Origin of the sequence: Rudaea sp. 3F27F6 (assembly GCF_005503555.1) — a bacterium.
Classification (GTDB): Bacteria; Pseudomonadota; Gammaproteobacteria; order Xanthomonadales; family Rhodanobacteraceae; genus Rudaea.
In genome coordinates, this window is sequence record NZ_SCNG01000007.1 from 141,901 (window position 1) to 163,657 (window position 21,757).

The window sequence follows — 21,757 nt, forward strand, 5'->3', positions numbered from 1 at the left end:
TGACCTGTATGGAAGTGCTCTGGATAAAATAGTCTCCGGTGCGGCGTCTCCGAGCTTGCCGTTGAAGGATTCGCAGTAGCCGTTCCCCCGGCTATACTGCATCAATGATAACGACTCGCATTCGCAATATTGGGTGTGAACTGCCGATGGCCATCCTTCTGTTGGCTGCGGTAACGACCTTGCCGGTTCGGGCCCAGGAGGTCAGTTCGACCGTGCCACAAACCTGGCAGATGCTCGATTACCTCGCGACCGATTACGCGGGTGCGGTCAAGAATGGCGCAGTGCTGAGTGCTCCCGAATACGCCGAGATGCGCGAGTTCTCCACCAGTGCGCGCAATCGCATTCGGTCACTTCCGCCGACGCCGGCCTCCGCCGCCCTTGCGGCCCAAGCCGACGCGCTTATCGCTTCCGTTGAGGCGAAGGCCTCGCCCACGGAGGTGGCGCAAGAGGCCCATGCTCTAGCCGATGCGCTGCTCAAGGCATACCCGGTTCCCACTGCGCCCAATCAAGCACCTGATCTGGCGCGGGGCGCGGCGCTGTATCAAAGTCAGTGCGCCATGTGCCACGGCGCGACGGGTCAAGGTGATGGCCCCGCAGGCTTGCAACTTAATCCGCGGCCGGTGAACTTTACCGACCAGACGCGCGCGGATCAGCGCAGCACGCTATCGCTATACGAGGCGATCAGCCAAGGCGTAGAAGGTACGCCGATGGCGAGCTACGCGGCGCATTTGTCGTCGGATGATCGCTGGGCACTGGCTTACTACGTGGGTACGTTGGCATACACCCACGAAGGTCCGGTCGGTGCTGCGCCCTGGTCGCATGACATGACGTCGCGCGGGCAGATTGCCAGCCTGAAGGAGTTGTCGCAAACCCGTGTGGCACAACTGATGCCGACACTCGGCGTTGAGCGTGCACGCGCCATTGTCGGTTACCTGCGCGCACATCCTGATGCCGTCCAGCAATCGTTGACGGGGCTAGCGCTGGCCCGCGGGCGGCTGGCGGCGAGCTTGGCCGCGTATCGCGCTGGCGATGCAATGGGTGCCACGCAACTTGCACTGTCGGCCTACCTCGATGGTGTCGAGCCGGTCGAACCCCAACTCAATGCGCGCGATAGTGCGCTGCGCGCTCAGCTGGAAACGGCGATGGGGGCCTATCGCACCACGGTCGCGCGCGTGGGATCGGCGGACGCCGCGACACGGCAAGCTCAAGAAGCAGATGCTCTGCTTGCACGGGCACAAGACGTCACGGCTGACGCCGCGGGCGACCCCGCCGCCACCTTCCTGGGCGCGTTCACGATCTTGGTTCGCGAAGGCCTGGAGGCGTTGCTGGTCGTGGTCGCGCTGTTGGCTTTTCTGCGCAAAGCGGATCGGCACCACGCGGTGCGTTACGTGCACGCGGGCTGGATTCTCGCTCTCCTGATCGGCGGGATTACCTGGGCGCTGGCCCGCTATGCCGTCTCGATCAGTGGCGCCGGGCGTGAGCTGACCGAAGGCTTCTCGTCGCTGTTCGCGGCAGCGGTCTTGCTCAGCGTCGGTCTCTGGATGCATCAAAAGAGCATTGGCGGCCGATGGCAGGCCTACCTGAAAGAGAAGATGGCCTTCGCACTCAGTCAGCGGTCAGCATGGTTCCTGTTCGGTCTCGCCTTCCTTTCGGTCTACCGGGAGGTGTTCGAGACGATCCTGTTCTACGCCGCACTATGGAGCGAGGGACAAGAAGTCTGGCTGTTGAGTGGTATCGCGGCCGGCGCCGTCGTGCTGGGTCTGATCGCCGGGATCTTGCTCCGTACCAGTCGTCGATTGCCTATCGGAAAATTTTTCTCGGTGAGCTCCGGCTTGATTGCCGTGCTCGCCATCGTCCTCACCGGCAAAGGCGTCGCCGCACTGCAGGAAGCGGGCTGGATCTCCGTGACCACCTCGCCGGTACCGCACATCGAACTACTCGGTATCTATCCGACCTGGCAATCGCTACTGGCTCAGGTCGCCGTCATTGTGGTGCTGGTTGCCGGGTTTGTATTCAACGTGCTTCGCGGCAGGGACGCTCTATCGCCTGAGGCGTCGGCGCAGATTCCTGTCCGCATGGAAGGCGATCGCACATGAGCGATTGCAGTTGCCACGCCGAAGCGACCAATGAAGCGGAACGGCGCGTTCTACGTCTCGCGCTCGGCTTGAATGCCACGATGTTCGCGATCGGTTCCGTCGTGGGTCTGGTCGCGCAGTCGATGGGCTTGATCGCCGACGCGCTGGACATGCTGGCCGATGCGAGCGCCTACGGCATCGCACTGGCGGCGTGGCAGCGCAGTGCGGGCTTCAAGGCCAACGCAGCCACTCTGAGCGGCACCCTCTTACTCCTGCTTGGGCTGAGCGTGGTCGCCGGCGTCGCATGGCGTGGTGTGATGGGGAGTCACCCGGACGGCGGATGGATGATAGCGATCGCCTTCGTCTCGCTGATCGTCAATGCGACGGTACTGCGCCTCCTTGGACGTTTCCGCCAAGGCGAAGTGCATTTGCGGGCGACTTGGCTGTTCACGCGGGTCGATGTTATCGCCAATCTCGCGGTAATTGCCTCAGGATGCCTCGTGTGGGCGCTCCGCAGCCCGGTGCCGGATCTGGTCATCGGAGCGGCCATTGCGCTCTACGTGCTCAAGGAAGCCGTGAGTATCTTGCGCGAGGCCGGAGAGGCGCGTGCAGCAGCTGCACACGCCGAGCGTGACGCTCCGCGATGAGTTTGTCAGAGGTCTGGAGATCTTTGCAGTCGTTCGATGTCTGCGTCTTCCAATGGATTCACCCCACGGCCGCACCATCGCCGACTGTGATGTGGATAGCCTTGGGATTAGCTGAGGGCACGCCGGTGCTGACGGCGGGTTTGTTGATCTGTGCGTGGTGGCTCTCGGCCGGTCGTTATCGCCGTGTCGTCGTGCGTGCAGTGGTCTTCGCTGCTATCGCCGTGTTGATCAACGGCCTTATCGGCCTCGCCTGGGACCGCCCACGACCGTTTGTCGCCGGTGTGGGTCAGGCGTGGTTGGCTCATGCGGCAACGGCCAGCTTCCCCAGCAATCATCTGACTCTGCAATGGGTTGTGGCGGGCGTGCTGTTGCTCGATCGACGTGCCCGACCATGGGGCATCGGAATCGCGCTGCTGGGATTGCCGATGGCTTGGGCGCGCGTCTATTTAGGGGTGCATTATCCGGGTGACATGCTGGGCGCCCTCGGCGTGGCAGCGCTGGCCATGCTGGGTAGCCGATGGATTGCTGGTGGCGGAGTCATTTCCGGGTTTCCGGCAGTGCGACCGTACTTCACGCGTGGCCGTGATCTTCTCCGCAAGGCGCGGACTCGATTTGCAAGGTCGCGTGATGCACATTGAAACGCTTCTCCAACATTTCGGCCAGCGTCCCGCGTACCTGATCGGCATCCGCACCGGCCCGCAGAACCGCATGCGCGGTCAGCACAGGCTGATTTGAACCCAACGACCAGACATGCAGGTCATGTATCTGATCGACACCGGCCTGCGCGAGCATCTCCGTACGAAGCGCTTCGATGTCGATCCCTGCGGGCACCCCTTCCATCAGGACATGACCCGCCTCGCGCAACAGCGTCCAGGTCCGCGGAAGGACCCACAGCCCAATCAGCACGGCGATGATCGGGTCGGCAAGCGTCCAATCGAAAAGCTTGATCAAGGCGGCGGCAATCAGCACACCGACCGAGCCGAGCATATCGCTCCACACCTCCAGATAGGCACCGCGCACATTGAGGCTGGTTCCGCTGCCGGCGCTGAGCAGACGCATCGAAACCAGGTTGACGACGAGTCCCAGCACGGCGATCACGAGCATGCCGGTTGACGCAACCTCGGGTGGCTGGCGGAAGCGACCGATGGCTTCCCACAGAATGTAGCCGGCGACGAGGAACAGAAGGCTACCGTTGACCATCGCCCCGATCGCCTCCATGCGGGCGTAGCCATAGGTACGGCGGGCGTCCACGGGGCGCCGACTCAGGCGCACGGCAATCAACGAAATCGCGAGCGCAATCACGTCGGTCATCATGTGTGCCGCATCCGACAGCAGCGCCAGGCTGTTGGTCATGAGACCGCCGACGACTTCGGCGATCAGAAATACCGCCGTCAAGCCCAGTGCCCACCATAGGGGTTGTTCGTGCTTGACCTCGCTTGTACCGTGATCGTGTCCCGTGCTCATGGGTTTTTCCTGATTCCAGTGAGGAGTAACGGCTGCCGCGTCGAGAATCGCGACGAATCGGCTCGCCGCGATACGGTAGGCTTCCTTTTGGCTATCGTAGGCGTGGCTACGAGGCCTTGCTGATAGGTATCGATTGCTCTATCGGACTGACGTAAATCCAGCCGGCGTCGGAGTGACCGGTTCGCCCGAGGCTCCGAATCATGTCCACGGCGCGACCCACATCGGCGTCCTCACAGAACACCTCGATCTGGACTTCGCTGATCACCTTGTCGCCGAGCTCGACCGAGTATTCCTGCTCGCGCGCACGAAGTGCGCGGAGCAGGCCCTTGACGTCGATCAGGCTGAGTTGGTGGAACCCTGCGGCTTCCAAACTATGGATCAGATCAGAAACCCGGTTGCGATGGATAAATGCTTTGATTTGTTTCATCACGAACTCTCCTGAGCATTGCGCTCGGCTCTCGACTCGAGCCATTCGTAAACCACGGGCAGCAATATCAGCGTCAGCAACGTCGAGCTGATCAAGCCGCCGACCACCACGGTCGCCAACGGGCGCTGAGTCTCGGCACCCACCCCGGTGGACAGGAGCATCGGCACGAGTCCCAGGATGGCGACGCTCGCGGTCATCAGCACCGGACGCAGGCGCAGTGCCGTGCCTTGCACCACGGCATCGCGCGGCGACAACCCCTTGTCACGCAATTCGTTGAGGAAGCTCACCAGCACGATACCGTTGAGCATGGCCACGCCGAACACTGCAATGAAGCCGATCGCCGAAGGCACGGACAGATACTGCCCGGTGACGAACAACGCGACGAGGCCGCCGATCGTGGCGAACGGCACGTTGGCGATGATAAGCGTGGCGTACTTGATCGAGTTGAACGCGGTATAGAGCAACACGAAAATGAAGAAGATCGTGATCGGTACGATCAGCGCCAGCTTGGCCAAAGCGCGCTGCTGGTTCTCGAACGCGCCGCCCCATTCCACCCAGTAGCCGGGCGGCAGTTTGACCTGCTGGCCAATCGCAACATTGGCGTCCTTCACGAATCCGTCCACGTCGCGGCCGCGCACGTCCATCTGGATCACCGCGTAGCGTTGCAACTGTTCGCGGCGCACGAACGAGAACCCTTCGGCGACGCTGACGTCCGCCACTTCGGACAACGGCACCACCGCGCCGGTCGAGGTGCGCAACGGGATGCGGCGCAACGCCTCAACCGAATCGCGCGTGGCATCGTCCAAACGCACCGCAATATCGAAGCGCTTCACGCCGTCGAGCAGCACACTGACAGGCTCGCCACCAAGGCCATTGCGCACGAGGGTCAACACGTCCTCGGCGTTCATGCCGTGTCGCGCCAATTCCTCTCGGTTTACCGCGATGCGGATTTGGGGTTTGCCCACATTCGCTTCCAAGGCCAGATCGGCCACGCCCGGAACTTTGCTCAAAGCCGTCTTGATCTGCGCACTGAGCTTGTCCAGCTGCGCAAGGTCTTCGCCGTACAGTTTCAGCGCCAGGGTGGCGCGCACGCCGGAGATCAGCTCCTCGACGCGCATCTGGATTGGCTGGGTGTAACTCGGCACTACGTTGGGCACGACTTTTTCCAGCGTTTCTTGCATCGCGCTTTCCAGTTGCTTGATGTTGCGGCCGCGGGTCCATTCGCGCTCCGGCTTGAGGGCCGTGTAGATTTCCATGTAGTTGACGTCTGCGGTCTCGCCTTTTTCGGCACGGCCGATCATCGCCAGCGTGGTTTCCACCTCGGGAAATTGCTTGAATGCCTGCGCGATAACGTTGCTCGTGCGGATCGACTCGTTGAGCGAGGTCGAGGGAATACCGGTCACGCGCCACATGATCGAGCCTTCCTGCAGTTGCGGCATGAATTCCTTGCCCAGGAAGGGGAAGAGGGCCAAGCCCCCCACCAGCGCGGCGAGCGCACTGACCACGACGGTCCTTTTGTGCGTCAGCGCCTTGTCCAGAAGGGGGCGATAGATTCGCTTTACTCGCGCGACCAGCCAGGTATCGCGCTCTTCCTTCGGTTTGAGAATCAAGGACGCCAGCACCGGTATCAGGGTCAGGCTCAGGATCAGCGAGCCGGCCATCGCGAAGGCGATGTTGAACGCCATTGGCTTGAACATCTTGCCTTCCAGGCCTTCCAGCGAGAACAACGGCAGGAAGACCACGATGATGATGATGATCGCGAACGCGATCGGGTTGGCGACTTCCTTGGCCGCCGTGAGCACCGCGGCGGTTCGATCGACCTTCTCGCCGTGCTCCAGACGTTCGGCCATGATGCGAAATGCGTTCTCCACCATGACTACGGCGCCGTCCACCATCATGCCGATACCAATGGCCAGGCCCGCGAGCGACATCAAATTGGCCGACAGGCCAAACTTGTTCATGCCGATGAAGGCAATCAGCATGGCCAGCGGCAAGGTCACGATGACGACGATCGCCGAGCGTATTTCGCCAAGGAACAGGAACAGAATAATGGCGACAAGAATCGAACCCTCGATTAGCGCCCGTACCGCCGTGCTGACCGCCTTGTTGACGAGATCGGTGCGCTCGTAGATCGGTTTAAGCACCATGGTCTTGGGCAACGCCGCGCGCACGATATCAAGCTTGCCCTTGACTGCCTCGACTACATTTTTTGCGTTCTCGCCGATGCGGGCGAGCGCCTGGCCCATGACGACTTCCTCGCCATCTCGGGTCACGGCACCGAAGCGCGGCGCCGGAGCCTCCGTCACCGTAGCCACGTCGCGCACATACACCGGGACGCCGTGTTCGGACTTGAGCACGATCGCGCCGATGTCCTGCGCCGACTTCAACAAGCCCAGACCGCGAACCAAAAATTGCTCGCGCCCCACGTCCATCACATTGCCGCCGACCTGGCCGTTGTTCTCCGGGATCGCCTTGATCACGTCGCCAAATCCGAGGCCGCGCGCGTACAAGCGCTGCGGATCGATGCGCACCTGGAACTGGCGCTCGCCGCCGCCCCAGGACGTCACGTCGTCCACGCCCGGTGCGGTGCGCAGGATCAGGCGGACCGTCCATTCCTGCCACGTACGCAGATCCATGTCGGTGACCTGATCCTTGTTTACACCAGGCGCTCGCTCGACCGTGTACCAATAGACTTGGCCTAGGCCGGACGTGTTCGGACCCATGCCTGGCTTGCCGTAACCCGCGGGCAGCCGATCACCGATCTCTTGAAGGCGCTCGTTGACCAGTTGTCGGGCGAAGTAGATGTTCATGTCGTCCTCGAAATAGACCGACACGTATGACAAGCCGAACAAGCTGACCGAGCGGATTTCCTGCACTTTGGGCAAGCCGGCCAGCGCCGACTCGACCGGTGTGGTCAGCAATCGCTCCACATCCTCGGCGGCCAAGCCCGGCGACTCCGTATAGACGTTGACCTGTACCGGCGTGACATCCGGAAAGGCATCGATCGGGACCGTACGCACGGCGCTGAACCCGAGGAACGCCACGACCGCGAAGATGATCAGCACCAGAAATTTGTAGCGCAACGAAAGTTCGACCAAGCGATTCAGCATGGTGCACCCCCGTTGCATCGATCAGTCAGGAGGATGTTCATCATTCTTCTCCCAACTGCGATTTGAGAAGCTGCGCCTTCAGCGCAAAGGCGCCGCTGGCCACAATCGAATCGCCCGGATTGAGCCCTTCCTCGATGACGGTGATATCGCCGATCACGGCGCCGGCACGAACCGGAACGGCCTCCAGCATGTCGCCCGCACTCTTGCGGAAGACCACGGTGTCGCCTTGGAACTGCACCAGTGCCGCCGTGGGAACCGCCAGCGCCGCGCGCGAACCGGTTCCGGCTTCGGCATCCAGGTAGACATCGACGAAATCGCCGCCGTGCAGGCGGTCGTCGGTGTTCGGTACTTCGATACGGACCACCGCGTTGCGCGTCGTTTCTGAGGTGCGGTGCGCGGTGCGCAACACCTTGCCGGCCATGCGCTGACCGCCGACCACCACTGTGGCCTGGCTGCCAACAACGACACGAGGCGCGGCGCCGGAAGGCAGTTTGGCGTCCACCCACACCATGGACTCGTCCACCAGACGGTAGAGCGTCCGCCCCGGTTCGATACGTTCGCCGACCACGAAATTGTCTTCGGTGATGCGGCCGTCATGCGGCGCACTCAACGTGAATTGCCCATTCACTGTGCCGGTTGCCGCACCGGGCAGACCGTAGGCTTGCGCCTTGGCCCGGGCACGATCGAGGGCCACCTTTGCCTCGCTGATGCGGCGGCCGGACACGGCCTCCGGGCCAAGCGCGGAAACACGCTGCCACTCCTGTTCGGCGATGCGCAGTTCCGCTTGCGCATCGGAGACGGCGACGCTGGCCAAGGTCACCAAGGGCGTGCCGGCCTTCACCTCGTCGCCGAGCTTGGCTTGACGTCGAACCACCAGCGCTTCCACGCGCGGGGTGATCAGCGTCGTGCCGTAGGCGTTGTCGAGCACTTCGCCTGGCGCGCGCAGTTGCTCGCCCGAGACCGAGGGCTGCACCACCGTCAACTGAATTCCGGCCGCCTTGAGGGCGGCTTCATCCATCTTCACCGCACGGGAGTTCTCGGATTCCTTGCTCGATTCGTCCTTGCTCGAATGTTCGGTTGCTTTGGCATTGGCCGTGGGTGCGGATTTCGCGGACGCGGTTTCGGGGGCCTTGGAACAGGCGGCCAATACGAGCAAGGTCGCTAACAGCGCGAGCAATTTCCATCGGTAGGTCATCGTCGAAGTTCTCATGGATTGCGCTCCAATGCGGCCCAGTCCTCGAGACGGCCGCTGGAAGCGAGATAGTCGGTGTAGGTACGCCAAACGCGCGCTTGCAGCTTCGCGCCGGCCAATTGCGTGTCGAGCGTCTGCTTGAGTTGCAACAGATACTCGGTGGTGGACAGCTCACCTTGGCGCCAGGAGCGTTCAAGCAGATCGGCACGGCGTGTCACGTCGGTGCCGCGGCTGCGCTTCCAGCCGGACCATGCGCTACGCGCCGCGGCATAGCTGTCCACAGCGCGACGGCGCTCGGCCTCCAGTTCCAGCCGCACACGCTGCAATTCGGCGTGCGCCGCGTCGGCCTCGGCTTGGGCGGCGACCACTTCGGCGCGATAGGAATTGCGCACGAACAAGGGAATCGTCACGGTTACGCCGTACACCCTGTCCGTAGGGCCGCCCGCGCGATACTCCTTGCGTCCGCCGTACACGCCCACGGTGGGGTCGGCCACGCGATTGCGGCGAGCGACCGCAACTTCACGTTCGGTTGCCGTCGCCGTCGCTTGCGCTACCTGCCAGTCCGGCAGTGCCTGCAGGTCCCCTGCGGGCTCCGGTGCCGGTAGTCCCCCGGCAGGCAGATCGAATGAGGCGATTGTGTCCGGGTTGCCTCCGACGCTGCGGAATTTCGCTTCGGCCTCCGCCTGGTCGGCCAGCCATTGCGCTTGCTCGGCCTGGGCTTCATCGCGTGCAAGCAGCGCGAGGTCGCGCTCCAGCCCGGAAATATCGCCGGTAGTGAACTGCTTCTCGGCCAATCCCGAAAAACGCGTGATCAGTGCAAGTCGACGCTCGCCGGTCGCGACCTGCAATTGGGTAGCCTGAAGATCCGCCCAGCCAATGAGCCATAACCTCGCGAAATCACGCCGCCGCAGATGGGCTTCTGCGGTCGCCAGATCGAGCCTGGCGTCGGCCGCATCGCGGCGCACGCGGCGCTTGCCACTCAAATCCAACGTCAGATTCATGCCGGCGCTGACGGTCTTCTCCTCACCGCCGTTGTCTCGGGTCAGTTGAAGTTCCGGGTTGTAGAGCGGTTGGCCGGCCGCATCGAGCCGGGTGCGGGCCGCGTTGATTTGAGCTTCGGTAGCTTGATAGCTGGGGTGCTGCTGCCATGCGGTTCGCAACGCTTGGCGAACCGGCGCCAAATCACCGGGTTCGGTGGCGAACGACGGCTCCAGACTGGAGATACACACCGCCATTGCCAAGGCGGATTGCGCGACAAACCGTCGCGCCAATAAAAACGGGGACATGCAAAAACCCTCTGAGTCGACCAAAACCTGCCGCCAACGGCGGAAGGCACCTGCGGTACGACGTCAGACGATCGGAGGGCGCAGCGTAGATTCGCGCGGCGTGAGCAACGGCGTTGGCGTTACCGGAGGCAGCGCAAAGCCGGAGAAAGGCGGCGACAAAACAACTAGGGCTACCGGCAACGCAGACCCATGCAAACAGCCGCAATGGCAACCGCCGGCTCCGGCATGCCAGCACGGCGTCTCGACGCCGTCGCTGGAAGAGTCCGCAATCGCCACGCTAGCTGCGGCGGTGGTCGTCGTGACAGTCGATGCTGCGCCCGCGTCGCGCTGGACGCCGTCACCGAAACAGGCCATTGCCATGCTGATTTTGAACAGGATCGCAAACACACCGAACCACGCCGCAGCCAACAGGCGACGGCGCAAGCGAGTGATCAGCGGCGGCAGAGCGCGATCCATGGGACAAACTCTAACCGCGACACGCAGGGTTATACAATTTCAACTCGCTGCCCTGTGATGCCACGTCCTATCTGTCCAGATTTTCTGAGTGGCCCGTTCAACGAGGTCCACTCGGTTTACACTGCAAGTTGTGCTCGTTTGCTGAAGGTCTCGGAGCTGCTTTTCCTGCACAACACGCGCTCGTCGAACCGTTCTCTTGAATGGGAGGGCACGGCACAGAGCCATACGAGCAGAATACGCAGCAATCGCCCGGCTTGGGTTTGAGCAGCGCTCCACAGTACAGGCAATCGTAGAACCACTGGCAGGCATCGGTTGGCATCGTTTCGATCGCGGCGTGGCCGCACTGCGGGCAGGTCAATGTCGACTTCAGTACAAGGTCGGTCATGGCATGGGCTCGAGCACTTTCGACGGATAGCCGGCGTCTGTCGTCACCCGAATCAGTTCCGCCGGAGCAGTCCTCGAATCGTCGAATGTGACGGCAGCCTGTCGGCTCTCGAAACGCACCTCGGCTTTGCTGACGCCAGGCACGGCGGTCAGCGCTTTCTTGATCGTGATCGGACAGGTGGGGCAATCCATCCCCGGGATGGACAAGGTAACCGTTCGCGACGCGGCTTCAATCGACATCGAGCCGATGAGCAGAACCAGTGCTGCAACCATACGCAGGATCATGCGTGAATTATCCCGCCTTAGCAGTAAGTGAGCGCTCTTTGAGATGCTGACTGGTACGGAAAGCTGTCCACGCGCTACGCCTCAGTTCAGCCCGTCATTATTCACTGGCGGAGCGCAGCAGCTTTTGAGCACTTCAGCATGGCGCCTTGCTGACGGATCTATCGCAATTTTGCCTTCATCTCATCGATTTCACGCTGCTGGGACTCGATGATCTCGCCGCAGAGTCGGCGAAGGTCCGGATCTGCAAAGGCGTTCTGACGACACATGAGGAGAGCGCTGGCGTGGTGCGGGATCATCGAACGCAGGAACTGTTGCTCTGAAATAGCGGCCTGATTCCGAATGCTGAACCAGAACAGCAACCCCACAACGATAGCAGCGCCGACCAATATCGCGTTGAGCCGCTTGTTCGGATACATCGCCGCCATCAGTAACAGTTCGATGACCGCCATCGGCATGGCCATCAGTCCCGCCATGTAGAACTCATTCAGGTTGTTGTAGACGTTCGCGACCGAATTGACCATCGCGTACATCAGGATGTACATCGCAATGAACGAGAGAGCGACCATTGCGATGAATCGGCCATACGGGCCGATCCCAGGTGTGCCGGACTGAGTATGTTCGTGGGAAGACATCGCGCACCTCCTTTGACAAATGCGCCCGCTGGCGTGGGTTCAACATAGCGGTCAGCCGTCGTGCGTTCGGCGCAGACGCAAGGCGTTGCCGACCACGGAGACCGAACTGAAACTCATTGCGAGCGCCGCAATGACGGGCGACAACAACAGTCCGGTGAACGGATACAGCACGCCGGCAGCAATCGGGATGCCGAGCGCGTTGTAGATGAGCGCGAAGCCCAGGTTCTGGCGCATGTTGCGCACCGTCTGCTCGGACAGCACGCGCGCACGAAGGATGCCGCGCAAATCTCCTTTCACGAGCGTTACGTGACCGCTGTTCATCGCGACATCAGTGCCCGTACCCATCGCAATGCCAACATCCGCACGTGCGAGCGCCGGCGCATCGTTGATGCCATCGCCGGCCATGGCGACTTTATGGCCCTCCATTTTGAGCTTGGCGACGAGTGCGACCTTGTCGGCTGGTTTGACTTCACCGACGACCTCGTCAATGCCAAGTCGCGAACCCACGGCACGCGCAGTCGTCCAGCCGTCGCCTGTCGCCATCGTCACGCGGATGCCGGCATCGCGCAGGCCCTTGAGCGCGTCCGGCGTGCTGGCTTTGATCGGATCGGATACCGCAAGGAGCCCGGCGAGCTTGCCGTCCACGGCAAGATGCATGACGCTCGCACCGTCTTGGCGCAGACGCTCGGCGTCTTCGCGCAGCGGCACGAGGTCGATCCGGGCTTGCTCCATCAGCGTGGAGTTACCGAGCAACACGGGTCGCCCGTCGATCTCGCCTTTGACGCCGATGCCGGTTTCGGAATTGAATCCGACCGGTTTGCTCAGCACCAACTTCCGGCGCTTGGCTTCGGCGACAATCGCTTGCGCGAGCGGATGTTCGGATACCTGGTCGAGGCTCGCCGCGGCACGCAGCACATCGTCTTCGGCAAAGCCGGGCGCCGGCACGCAGCGGTCGAACGCCGGCCTACCTTCGGTCAGAGTGCCGGTCTTGTCCACGATGAGCGTGTCAATCGTGCGCATCGCCTCGATCGCCGCCGCATCGCGGAACAAGATGCCGGAGTTCGCCGCTTTGCCCGTGGCGACCATGATCGACATCGGCGTGGCAAGCCCGAGTGCGCAAGGACACGCAATGATCAACACCGCGAGTGCGTTGATCAGCGCATACACCCAGCTCGGTTCCGGTCCGAAGAAGCCCCAGACGAGAAACGTGACGACGGCGATGGCGAGCACCGCGAGCACGAACCAGCCGGCGACCGCGTCGGCCATGCGTTGCATCGGCGCGCGCGAGCGTTGCGCCTGTGCGACCATCAGCACGATCTGCGACAGCATCGTCTCCGCACCCACGCGCTCGGCGCGCATGATGAGGGCGCCAGTCGTGTTGAGCGTGGCACCGACGATCTTATCGCCGGGACGCTTCGTAACCGGCACAGGTTCACCCGTGAGCATCGATTCGTCTACCGAGCTCGAACCCTCGGTGACGATGCCGTCAACCGGTACTTTCTCGCCGGGGCGCACACGCAGGCTGTCACCGGCCTGCACTGCATCCAGCGGCACGTCTTCCTCGGCACCATCTGCGCGGATTCGTCGAGCGGTCTTCGGCGCGAGCTGCAGCAGCGCTTTGATCGCGGCCGACGTTTGCGAGCGGGCCTTGAGTTCCAGCACTTGTCCGAGCAGGGTCAGTGAGGTAATCACTGCGGCCGCTTCGAAATACACGCCGACGCGTCCGTGCTCGACGAACGACGCCGGAAATACCTGGGGCGCGAGCGTTGCGACCACGCTGTAGGCATAGGCGATCGCCACACCCGAGCCGATCAGGGTCCACATGTTGGGGCTGCGGTTCGTGATCGATTGCACGAAGCGCACAAAGAAAGGCCACGCGCCCCACAACACAACCGGTGTGGCGAGCGCCAGCTCGACCCATGATTGAACCGCCGGCGACAGTAGATTCAGCCGATGGCCGGCCATCGCAAGCACGAATACAACGGCCGTCAGCGGCAGTGTCCACCAGAACCGCCGCGACATGTCGTCGAACTCGCCCGTGTCCTCCTCTTCGAGTGAGGGCACCAAGGGCTCGAGCGCCATGCCACAGATCGGGCAATTGCCGGGCGTCGGCTGACGAATTTGCGGGTGCATCGGGCAGGTATAGATCGTTTCCGTTGCCGCGGGCACCGGCGGTTTTGCGACAGCGGCCTGTGACACGCCCACGTACTGCTCGGGATCTGCTGCAAATTTCGCTTCGCACTTCGCGCTGCAGAAGTAGTAATCCGCTCCCGCGTGTTGGCGGCGATGTTTCGCCGTAGCAGGATCAACCATCATCCCGCAGACGACGTCTCGAATCGAAGCGCCACCGCCGGCCGCTGGATGTACGTCATCGTGCGCGTGGTGCTCGCTGCGCTTGTCATGATCGGCTTCGTTCATGGTGTCTCCTTGAACATCCACGCCCACTACCGGGCCAGCGGACAGTGCATACCCGACAGCTCGCCCCTTGCGGCCCCCTCCGCGACGGACAATTGCATAAGGCAAGCCAATCCCCGGGTCTGCGAGGCGGTCCAGCCACGCAAAGTTACCCGTTCTGTTAATCACGAATACTGCGTTGTCGGAGGCTCATCGCAAGCTCAGCGAGAGCCCCCGGCAACCAGCACGCGAGATCGATTCGACGTTACTTGGAAAACCCGAGATGAAGGGTAATGGTATCGCCAACCTTGACGTTCGCGAGCGAGGCAGGCGGAAAATGCAGCTTGAGCTTCATCCCGCTCGACGTCACGTCGACAAGACCGGTCTTTGGATCGATGGCGTCTACTTTGGCCGACATCATGTGCATGTTGTCCATGCCCTTCATGTCGTGCATGCCTTGCATCTGTTCTGCCGTTGCGGCGTGTTCCTGGCGGTCGGCGGGCCGCGTATCTTGCGCGGAAGCCGTTCCGGCCGCTATGCCAAGCGCGAGAATCGAGAAGCCAAGAAGTTGCGTTGTTTTGCGGAAGCGGCTCATAGGAACTTCTCCTCGAAGTGGGAAGCATGAGAATACGCTGTGCACAATTTATTCGACGTGAACCAATTTCTTGCTTAACGAAAATATTCCGAACAGCGCGCCGACCCTGACAGACCAAGCACAATGCCATGTTGCGCCGCGGCTTGACGGCTGATTTGCGAAGGTGATGATTTGCGCACCTTTCGATGGGAGGAGCGAAGCGCGAGAGTGCGCTAAAAACCGGGCTGAGGGGGGGCCATACTTTCAGCTTTCTCTTGGGGATCCTCATGAAAATGCGCAATCTTGTTGCGGCTGCCGTGGCTGCCGCGATTACCTTGGGTTCGTTTTCGGCCAGCGCGTCGCACAGTTGGAACAATTATCACTGGGCTCGCACTACAGCATCCTTCAACTTGCAAACGCTGGATAGCACGGTGCCGGGGGGTACCAATGCGAACTGGCCTTCGTTGCTCGGAACTGCTGCATCACAATGGTCGCAGTCGAACAGTCTTAACCTGGTGCTTTCGCCCTTCACCAATACGAGTCAATCGCGCCGCAAGTGCTCCGCCGTTCCCGGTAAAATCCGCGTCTGCAACGCGGCTTATGGGAAGAATGGCTGGCTGGGTCTCGCTTCGATCAATCTCGACGCGAACGGTCACATCTCGCAAGGCACGGCCAAGATGAATGACAGCTATGCCTCCGTTTACGCAGGCGACGCGAACGAGGCCAAGCATGTGATGTGTCAAGAGGTTGGCCATACCTTTGGTTTGGGTCACACGAGCGAGGACGGCTCGTCCCAGAACACCTGCATGGACTATTCGAGTAGCCCGACGAGCACCTCGCCAAACCAGCACGACTATGATGAGCTGGCGATCATCTACCAGCACCTCGACAGCTATAACAGCTACAGCACCACGAGCGCCGTAACCGCTGCCGAAGAGCATTCGATGGCCGGTGAAGTGCCCTTGGGCCACTTGGTGCATCAGGGTGCATTCGAAGAGACATGGGTCGCACCCGACGGCAAGGGCGGTCTGTGGATCAATCATGTCACTCTGGCGCCACCCGACGCCGAGTGATTCTTCGATCCGTTCCGAACGCGCCGGTTTCCCGGCGCGTTTGTTTTGCGGGGCAGAAATGCCATGACAGCTGTGCGGGGCTATGACTGTGATGCACCCTCCCACATCCGGAGTGGAGACTTCACAATCGGGGCGCAGTCTTCCGACCCGTTCAAATCTTGAAATCGTCGAAGGCAACTTGCTCCTCGGCGACACCTAGCTCGCGCAGTAGCGCGCGCGTCGCAGTCAGCATCGCCGGCGGTCCGCACAGATAGAAATCGCAAGCTTGCAAATAGGGATGGCGGCTCAACAACATTTCCTGCACCACCTCATGCACTTGTCCTTGCGCGCTCGCGAACGCGGCATTTGTTTCGCCCGAAACGACGAGATGCCAACTGAAATTGCGATGCGTCGCGGCAAGCGCCTCCATCTCCTCGATATACGGCGTGTCGCGCAGGCTGCGCGCGCCATACCAGAAGTGGATGCGCTCCTTCGCGCCCGTATCGAGACAGGCATGCAGCATCGCGCGCAGCGGCGCCATGCCAGCGCCGGCGCCGATGAACACTTTTTCACGACCGCCAGGCTTGAGCGCGAAGTCGCCGAACGGGCCACTGAAATGAACTTGATCGCCCGGCTTGAGCGAGTACAGCCAGGTCGAGCCCTTGCCCGCCGGCAACTGCTTGCCGTGCGCGCGATTCGGCGAGAAGCGGGCGAGCAAGATCAAGCATCCGCCCACCCGCTCCACCGGCATGGCAAGCGAATAGGAACGCCGCACCGGCTTCTTGTTCGTCAGCGCAGCAGGCAGATCGAGCGCGGCCCAGTCCTCGCGATGATGCTCGGGATGAAGGACGTCCGCTCGCTGCAGCGCATATTCCGGCACGTGGATCTGCACATAGGCGCCGGGGCGAAACTCGGGCCCTGGGGCCTGCGCCATGCGCAAGCGGATCTCACGCAGGAACGGCGTGACCGCGTCGACATGCTCGACGATCGCCGTATGCCGCGTCCACAGTCCGGCACCCGCATCGACTTCGATGCGCATATCCGCGGACGGGTGCAAATTGCAGGCAAGTCGATAGCCCTGTTTCAGCTTGGCGCCAGTCAGGTGCGCGCGATCGGCGGCGGTGGGCGGCGGCGCAACCCCGCGCACGCGGACTTCGCACAGCCCGCAGCTCTGGCCGCCGCCGCAATTGGAAGGCAGATGCAGGCCCTGCCGGGCCATCGCTACATACACGCTGTCGCCCACCGCCGATGCCAGCGTGCTCAGCCGCGTGCCGTCGGGTGCGTAGACCGCAAGTTCGCGCCGACGCCGGAAGCGCTGCGGAACGAACTCGTGCCAATGAAAGCTAGCCACCAGCAGCCATATCCCGGTCAACGCGAGCCAGAGCCCGCCGACGGCCATCGTGACGACCAGCGGATTGTTGAAGTTCTTGCGCCCGGCGTAGTCCATGATGTGCAGCATCCAGAACACGTCGAACAGGCGCCAGGTCTTATTGCGATGTTCGAGCACGCGCCCCGTCTGCGCGGAGAGATAGACCGTCGTGTCGTTCGCGTCGGAAAAATCCACGCGCCACAATGGCCCGTCGTGATTGCGCACTTCGAGCGTCTTGTCCAACCTCTGCGACGTTGCCGGCTTTCCCGGCCCAGCGTACGAGGCCGCGGCCAATGCACTGGCCAGCGTGGCGTCGATCTCAATCGCGGCGCCATTCATCGCGTCGACCGTGCGCGCGCTTTCGCTGTCGGACAGGTGATAAACGGGCCGGTCGAGCAGCCACCCGGTGGTCAGGGTCTGCACCTTCGTCGCCGCTGCCGCAACGACTTGCGCAGGCGCAAGCGCATCCGGCGGCCAGGCACGCGCGGCGGGTGCGGACGCGCGATACGCTTTGCCTTCCACCGCGTCGTGGTCGAGCAGACTCATCACGAAACCGCTCGTCGTCCACAGCAACAGTTGCACGCCGACAATGAGGCCCACCCATTTGTGAATCTTGCGCAGCCACGGCGTCATGCAGCGGCCCTCCGGCGAAACGAATAGAACAGCAGCCACAGACCGCTCGCCGCGAACGCGAATCCGCTCGCCGCGGCCGTGCGCAGCAGATTGTTGTTGACGTCGGTACGCGACTCATAATCCATGATGTGGAACATCCACAGGAAATCGAACCAGCGCCACAGGTCGTGGCGGCGCGCGAGCAGCTCGCCGGTGTCGGGCGAGAAGTACAGCGTCGTGTCGCCGCGGTCGGCGAAACTCACCGCCCACATCGGCACCGGCCGTGTCGCGACTTCGGACGGCGCCTGGGTGATCCACTCGACAGCGCGTACGGCCGCATCGCCCTGGTACATCGACGCGGCGAGCGCACGCACGCGGCTCTCGTCCAGCGGGGTGATTTGAGCGCCGCTGACCGCGTCGATCAGCAGCACTTTGCCGCCGTGATGGATCTCGAATGCGTCCTTGCCCATGAACTGCTTGATCTTGTAAGCCATCAGATCGGGATAGCGTGCGGCGAGTGCTGCCGAATCCAGCCAGCGCGATGGCGACTGCAACGGCTCGACGTCAATATCTGCCAGATGATCGCCGTGGATGACGTCCAGCGACACCGAAGTCATGTAGACGCCGCTGACCATCCAGAGCAGCGCCTGGACGCCGATGATCAAACCGATCCATTTGTGGGCACGCCGTGCCCAGAATGCGGGTTTCATGGGAACCTGCCTTGGGAAAATGTTTGCAATGCGCCCTCACCATCAACGCCGCGAAATAGCGCGGCGCCGATGGGAGTGCGTCGTCACCAGCGATAGTTGAGTTTCGCGTACCAACGCCGCCCGAGCAGGTCGTAAGTCATCGTGTCGGTATTCGCATCCGTGTAGCTCTGGATGAACGGCGCCTTTTTGTCGAACAGATTGTCGATGCCGAAAGCGACGTCGAACGATTGGGCGAACGCGTACTTGGCCTGGACGTTGTGGTAGGTGACAGCCGGCGCGTGATCGCCCAGGTCGCCGGGCGCCGCGTTGATGTCGTCGGCCCTGCCGATGTATTGCAGGCTGTACGAGCCCGACCACGCTCCGCGTGCCAGATTCAACGCGCCGAACGAACGCCAATGCGTGTAGCTGCCGCGGCCGCCGGTGATTTTGCCGGCGTATTCGATCTTCGCCGCGCCCTGGTACGGCGTCACGTCGTAGCGATTGAGATAGGTGACGTCCCAGTCGAGCGAACCTTTGAAGTCGTTGAACTCGAACTCGTACAGGGCACCCCAATCGACGCCGCGTAGATTCTCGTTGGCCGTGTTCATGGGCTGCGAAGAGAGAAAATTGATCTCGCCACCGAGCGGATCGCGGGTGAAATTGGCGGCGCTGCAGAACGGGTGCTTCAGGCCCGGTGTGTTGTAGCACAGCGCAAGCTTGGTCGAGCCGGCGATGCTCTGGATCGCGTTGTTGATCTTGATGTCGTAGTAGTCGAGCGTCATCGTGAGGCCGGGCACGAACTGCGGCGTCCATACCGCGCCGACCGTCAACGTCTTCGCATCCTCGGGCTGCAAGTTGATGTTGCCGCCGACGGTGGTCAGGATCGTGTTGCCGAGCTGCTTGTAGCCGATTGGCACGCCCGAAGCCTTGCAGTTCTGATAGATCACCGAAGTGGACGGCAGCGTGCTCCAGTTGCTGCAGGGATCGGTCGTGGTCAGGTTGCCTTCGGCCACGCCGCCGAACAGCTCGGGCACGCTCGGCACGCGAAACGCGGTCGAGCGCGTTGCGCGCAGCTTCAGGCTCGGCATGAGCTGCCAGTCAAGGCCGAGCTTGTAGGTCGAGTCGGTGCCGAACAGATCGAAGTTTGAATAGCGGCCGGCAAGACTGAGCGTGAGCATGTCGACGAGCGGCTTCTCCGCAAGCAGCGGCACGGCGAGTTCAGCATAGCCTTCCTTCGCCGTGTATCCGCCCGCGATGCTCTGCGCGATATTGGTGTTGGCCGCACCGATTTGGGTGAGCTGGTCCGGATCGCGCCAGCCTTTTTCCTTGCGTATCTCGACGCCGGTCGCGAAGCCGACCGCACCGGCGGGCAGGTCGAACAACTGGCCCGTCAGGTTGCCGGTCAAGCTGCGCTGGTCGTTGCCGCCGGTGTCGCGCGTCTTGAACATGATGTAGTCGAGCACCTGCTTGCTGACGTTCCCGTAGCCCAAGTAGTTGCCGCACGGAATCGCCGCGCCCGGAGCGTTGCCGCACACGCTCGGGTTCAAGGTTTGGTCGACGCGATCGAGGTTGGCGACGTTGGTCGAGCCTTCGACGCCGGTATTGCGGCCCCAGTTGAGCGCAACGTTCCAGTCCCAGCCCGTGCCGAGCTTGCCTTCGAGGCCCGTGACGATGCGGAACGTGTTCGTCTCCTGATAGAACTGGCGCGGCCCGGTTTCGGCAAGGCGACGGCGCAACAAGGTGAGGTTCTGCCCGGTCGGGTTGATCGGATTCGATGCGGGAATCACAATCGGGCGATAGATGCCGAGCGTGCCGGGTGTGGCGAGTTGGTTCGAGCGCCGGTTTGTGAACATCAGCTCGGTGAACAGGCTCACGCCGTCGTTGATGTTGAGATGGCCGAAGCTGCTGAAGCTCACGCGTTTGATCGGGCTGACCGCATTGAGCGAGGGGTTGGAGTTGTAGTTGAATTTGGACGAGTACGGAAAATAGGCGCGCGGATCGCCGTTCGGATCCTGGTTGAAGTTGACCATCGTGCCATCGGCGAGACGCGCCCGCCCGCCTATCGTGGAGGAACTTCCGACGCACGCCAGCTTGCCGTTGACCTCACCGAGACCGCACGGCGCGCGGCTTGCCATGTTGACCGCCCGGCTCTCGGCGTAGTCGAGCGCCGCGATCAACGAGCCGCGCTCGCTGCGGGTGCCCCAAACCAGATCGGCCGCATAATCCGCACCGTCGCCCTTGGACGTTTCGCCGTAGCGCACGCTGGCCTGACCGCCGTCGAGACTCTTTTTCGTGATGATGTTGACCACGCCGGCGACCGCATCGGCGCCGTAGATCGCCGAGGCGCCGTCCTTGAGCACTTCAATGCGCTCGATCAGCGCGACCGGAATCATGTTGAGATCGACCGAACTGTTCGCGCCGGTGCCGCCGTTGACGACGCGGCGGCCGTTGAGCAGCACCAGCGTGCGGTCGATGCCGAGGCCGCGCAGGTTGACCTGGGTCGTGCCGTAACCGTTGCTGGTCCAGTACGAGTTGGTCTGGTTGCCAGCACCGCCGGCCGATGCGGGCAGACGCTGCAGCAGCACGTCGACCGATGTCGCGCCGGAATTTTGAATCGTCTGCGCATCGATGACCGTGATCGGCCCGACGCCGGAGATCTGCGCGCTCTTGATATGGCTGCCGGTGACGGTCACCGTCTCCATCGTTGCGGCGTTCTGCTTCGCCGCGTCGGTTTCAGATGACTGCGCATACGCGGCAACGGGCAGCGCGCCGCCAAGGGCCATTGCGATCGAGATCGCAAGACGTTGCATGCCGTATCGCGAGGCGAGCCGATCCGGTTCGAACGCGGTCTGTGATTCGACGCGCCGTTCCATCGACGCGGACAGGACGCACGTCGCCGCGGCGACGTGATTTCGAGCAAATGCTTTTTTCATGAAAGACCCCAGCAAATGGAAGATGCGAACACGGTGCGATGCAAACTTCCTGTGTCGCCCGTGCTTCCCCGGCATCTCGCGCGTCAGAGTCAGCGCGAGCCGAAATGGATCGAATAGCTCGTCTGTGCTGATACGCCACACGCTCGTCGTGGCATCATGTTTTGCGACGACAAGCA

Annotated in this window: 18 protein-coding genes; 4 read left to right on the forward strand and 14 right to left on the reverse strand. The window is 62.3% G+C overall.

Going from position 1 to position 21,757, the window contains the following annotated elements:
* Positions 1–104: 104 nt before the first annotated feature.
* The 3 genes from FFS30_RS21955 to FFS30_RS21965 are packed head-to-tail and all read left to right on the forward strand — an operon-like array spanning position 105 to position 3,360.
* Positions 105–2,096 (forward strand): cytochrome c/FTR1 family iron permease, encoded by a 1,992-nt coding sequence (locus FFS30_RS21955; protein ID WP_343182336.1) that lies wholly within the window; start codon positions 105–107, stop codon positions 2,094–2,096.
* Positions 2,093–2,722: a cation transporter gene (locus FFS30_RS21960; RefSeq protein ID WP_137915343.1), complete on the forward strand. Its 630-nt coding sequence runs from the start codon at positions 2,093–2,095 to the stop codon at positions 2,720–2,722. The genes FFS30_RS21955 and FFS30_RS21960 overlap by 4 nt, the downstream gene beginning before the upstream one ends.
* Positions 2,723–2,745: 23 nt before the next feature.
* Positions 2,746–3,360 carry a phosphatase PAP2 family protein gene (locus FFS30_RS21965; RefSeq protein WP_249352588.1) on the forward strand — a complete coding sequence of 205 codons (615 nt, stop codon included), beginning with the start codon at positions 2,746–2,748 and terminating at the stop codon, positions 3,358–3,360.
* Here the strand turns inward: FFS30_RS21965 and FFS30_RS21970 are convergent.
* From FFS30_RS21970 to FFS30_RS22020, 11 genes are all read right to left on the reverse strand, one after another.
* On the reverse strand, positions 3,293–4,186 hold the full coding sequence (locus FFS30_RS21970; RefSeq protein ID WP_137915344.1) for a cation diffusion facilitator family transporter: 894 nt from the start codon (positions 4,184–4,186) through the stop codon (positions 3,293–3,295). The genes FFS30_RS21965 and FFS30_RS21970 overlap by 68 nt on opposite strands.
* 106 nt (positions 4,187–4,292) lie before the next feature.
* Positions 4,293–4,613 carry a P-II family nitrogen regulator gene (locus tag FFS30_RS21975; RefSeq protein ID WP_137915345.1) on the reverse strand — a complete coding sequence of 107 codons (321 nt, stop codon included), beginning with the start codon at positions 4,611–4,613 and terminating at the stop codon, positions 4,293–4,295.
* A complete protein-coding gene (locus FFS30_RS21980) occupies positions 4,613–7,723 on the reverse strand; it encodes a CusA/CzcA family heavy metal efflux RND transporter (RefSeq protein ID WP_137915346.1) in 3,111 nt (1,036 codons plus the stop codon). Before FFS30_RS21980 ends, FFS30_RS21975 begins: the two co-directional genes overlap by 1 nt.
* 40 nt (positions 7,724–7,763) lie before the next feature.
* Positions 7,764–8,918 (reverse strand): efflux RND transporter periplasmic adaptor subunit, encoded by a 1,155-nt coding sequence (locus tag FFS30_RS21985; RefSeq protein ID WP_171014791.1) that lies wholly within the window; start codon positions 8,916–8,918, stop codon positions 7,764–7,766.
* An 11-nt stretch (positions 8,919–8,929) separates the two neighbouring features.
* On the reverse strand, positions 8,930–10,201 hold the full coding sequence (locus tag FFS30_RS21990) for a TolC family protein (protein WP_137915348.1): 1,272 nt from the start codon (positions 10,199–10,201) through the stop codon (positions 8,930–8,932).
* A gap of 63 nt (positions 10,202–10,264) precedes the next feature.
* The gene (locus tag FFS30_RS21995) at positions 10,265–10,657 is read right to left on the reverse strand and encodes a hypothetical protein (protein ID WP_137915349.1); all 393 of its coding nucleotides are present in this window, start codon (positions 10,655–10,657) and stop codon (positions 10,265–10,267) included.
* A 97-nt stretch (positions 10,658–10,754) separates the two neighbouring features.
* Positions 10,755–11,042: a GDCCVxC domain-containing (seleno)protein gene (locus FFS30_RS24370; RefSeq protein WP_249352589.1), complete on the reverse strand. Its 288-nt coding sequence runs from the start codon at positions 11,040–11,042 to the stop codon at positions 10,755–10,757.
* The gene (gene merP, locus FFS30_RS22005) at positions 11,039–11,326 is read right to left on the reverse strand and encodes a mercury resistance system periplasmic binding protein MerP (protein WP_137915350.1); all 288 of its coding nucleotides are present in this window, start codon (positions 11,324–11,326) and stop codon (positions 11,039–11,041) included. Before merP ends, FFS30_RS24370 begins: the two co-directional genes overlap by 4 nt.
* 158 nt (positions 11,327–11,484) lie before the next feature.
* Positions 11,485–11,958 (reverse strand): DUF305 domain-containing protein, encoded by a 474-nt coding sequence (locus FFS30_RS22010; protein ID WP_212742546.1) that lies wholly within the window; start codon positions 11,956–11,958, stop codon positions 11,485–11,487.
* Between the two features lie 51 nt (positions 11,959–12,009).
* On the reverse strand, positions 12,010–14,376 hold the full coding sequence (locus FFS30_RS22015; RefSeq protein ID WP_137915351.1) for a heavy metal translocating P-type ATPase: 2,367 nt from the start codon (positions 14,374–14,376) through the stop codon (positions 12,010–12,012).
* Positions 14,377–14,617: 241 nt separating this feature from the next.
* Positions 14,618–14,947: a hypothetical protein gene (locus tag FFS30_RS22020; RefSeq protein WP_137915352.1), complete on the reverse strand. Its 330-nt coding sequence runs from the start codon at positions 14,945–14,947 to the stop codon at positions 14,618–14,620.
* A 266-nt stretch (positions 14,948–15,213) separates the two neighbouring features.
* Between FFS30_RS22020 and FFS30_RS22025 the strand changes: the two genes are divergently transcribed.
* Positions 15,214–15,999, forward strand: coding sequence for a hypothetical protein (locus FFS30_RS22025; protein ID WP_137915353.1), 786 nt, complete (start codon positions 15,214–15,216; stop codon positions 15,997–15,999).
* A gap of 151 nt (positions 16,000–16,150) precedes the next feature.
* Here the strand turns inward: FFS30_RS22025 and FFS30_RS22030 are convergent, their stop codons facing one another.
* From FFS30_RS22030 to FFS30_RS22040, 3 genes are all read right to left on the reverse strand, one after another.
* Positions 16,151–17,980 carry a 2Fe-2S iron-sulfur cluster-binding protein gene (locus FFS30_RS22030; RefSeq protein ID WP_137915354.1) on the reverse strand — a complete coding sequence of 610 codons (1,830 nt, stop codon included), beginning with the start codon at positions 17,978–17,980 and terminating at the stop codon, positions 16,151–16,153.
* On the reverse strand, positions 17,977–18,669 hold the full coding sequence (locus tag FFS30_RS22035) for a hypothetical protein (RefSeq protein ID WP_137915355.1): 693 nt from the start codon (positions 18,667–18,669) through the stop codon (positions 17,977–17,979). Before FFS30_RS22035 ends, FFS30_RS22030 begins: the two co-directional genes overlap by 4 nt.
* Before the next feature lie 83 nt (positions 18,670–18,752).
* Positions 18,753–21,581 (reverse strand): TonB-dependent receptor, encoded by a 2,829-nt coding sequence (locus FFS30_RS22040; protein WP_212742547.1) that lies wholly within the window; start codon positions 21,579–21,581, stop codon positions 18,753–18,755.
* Positions 21,582–21,757: the final 176 nt, after the last annotated feature.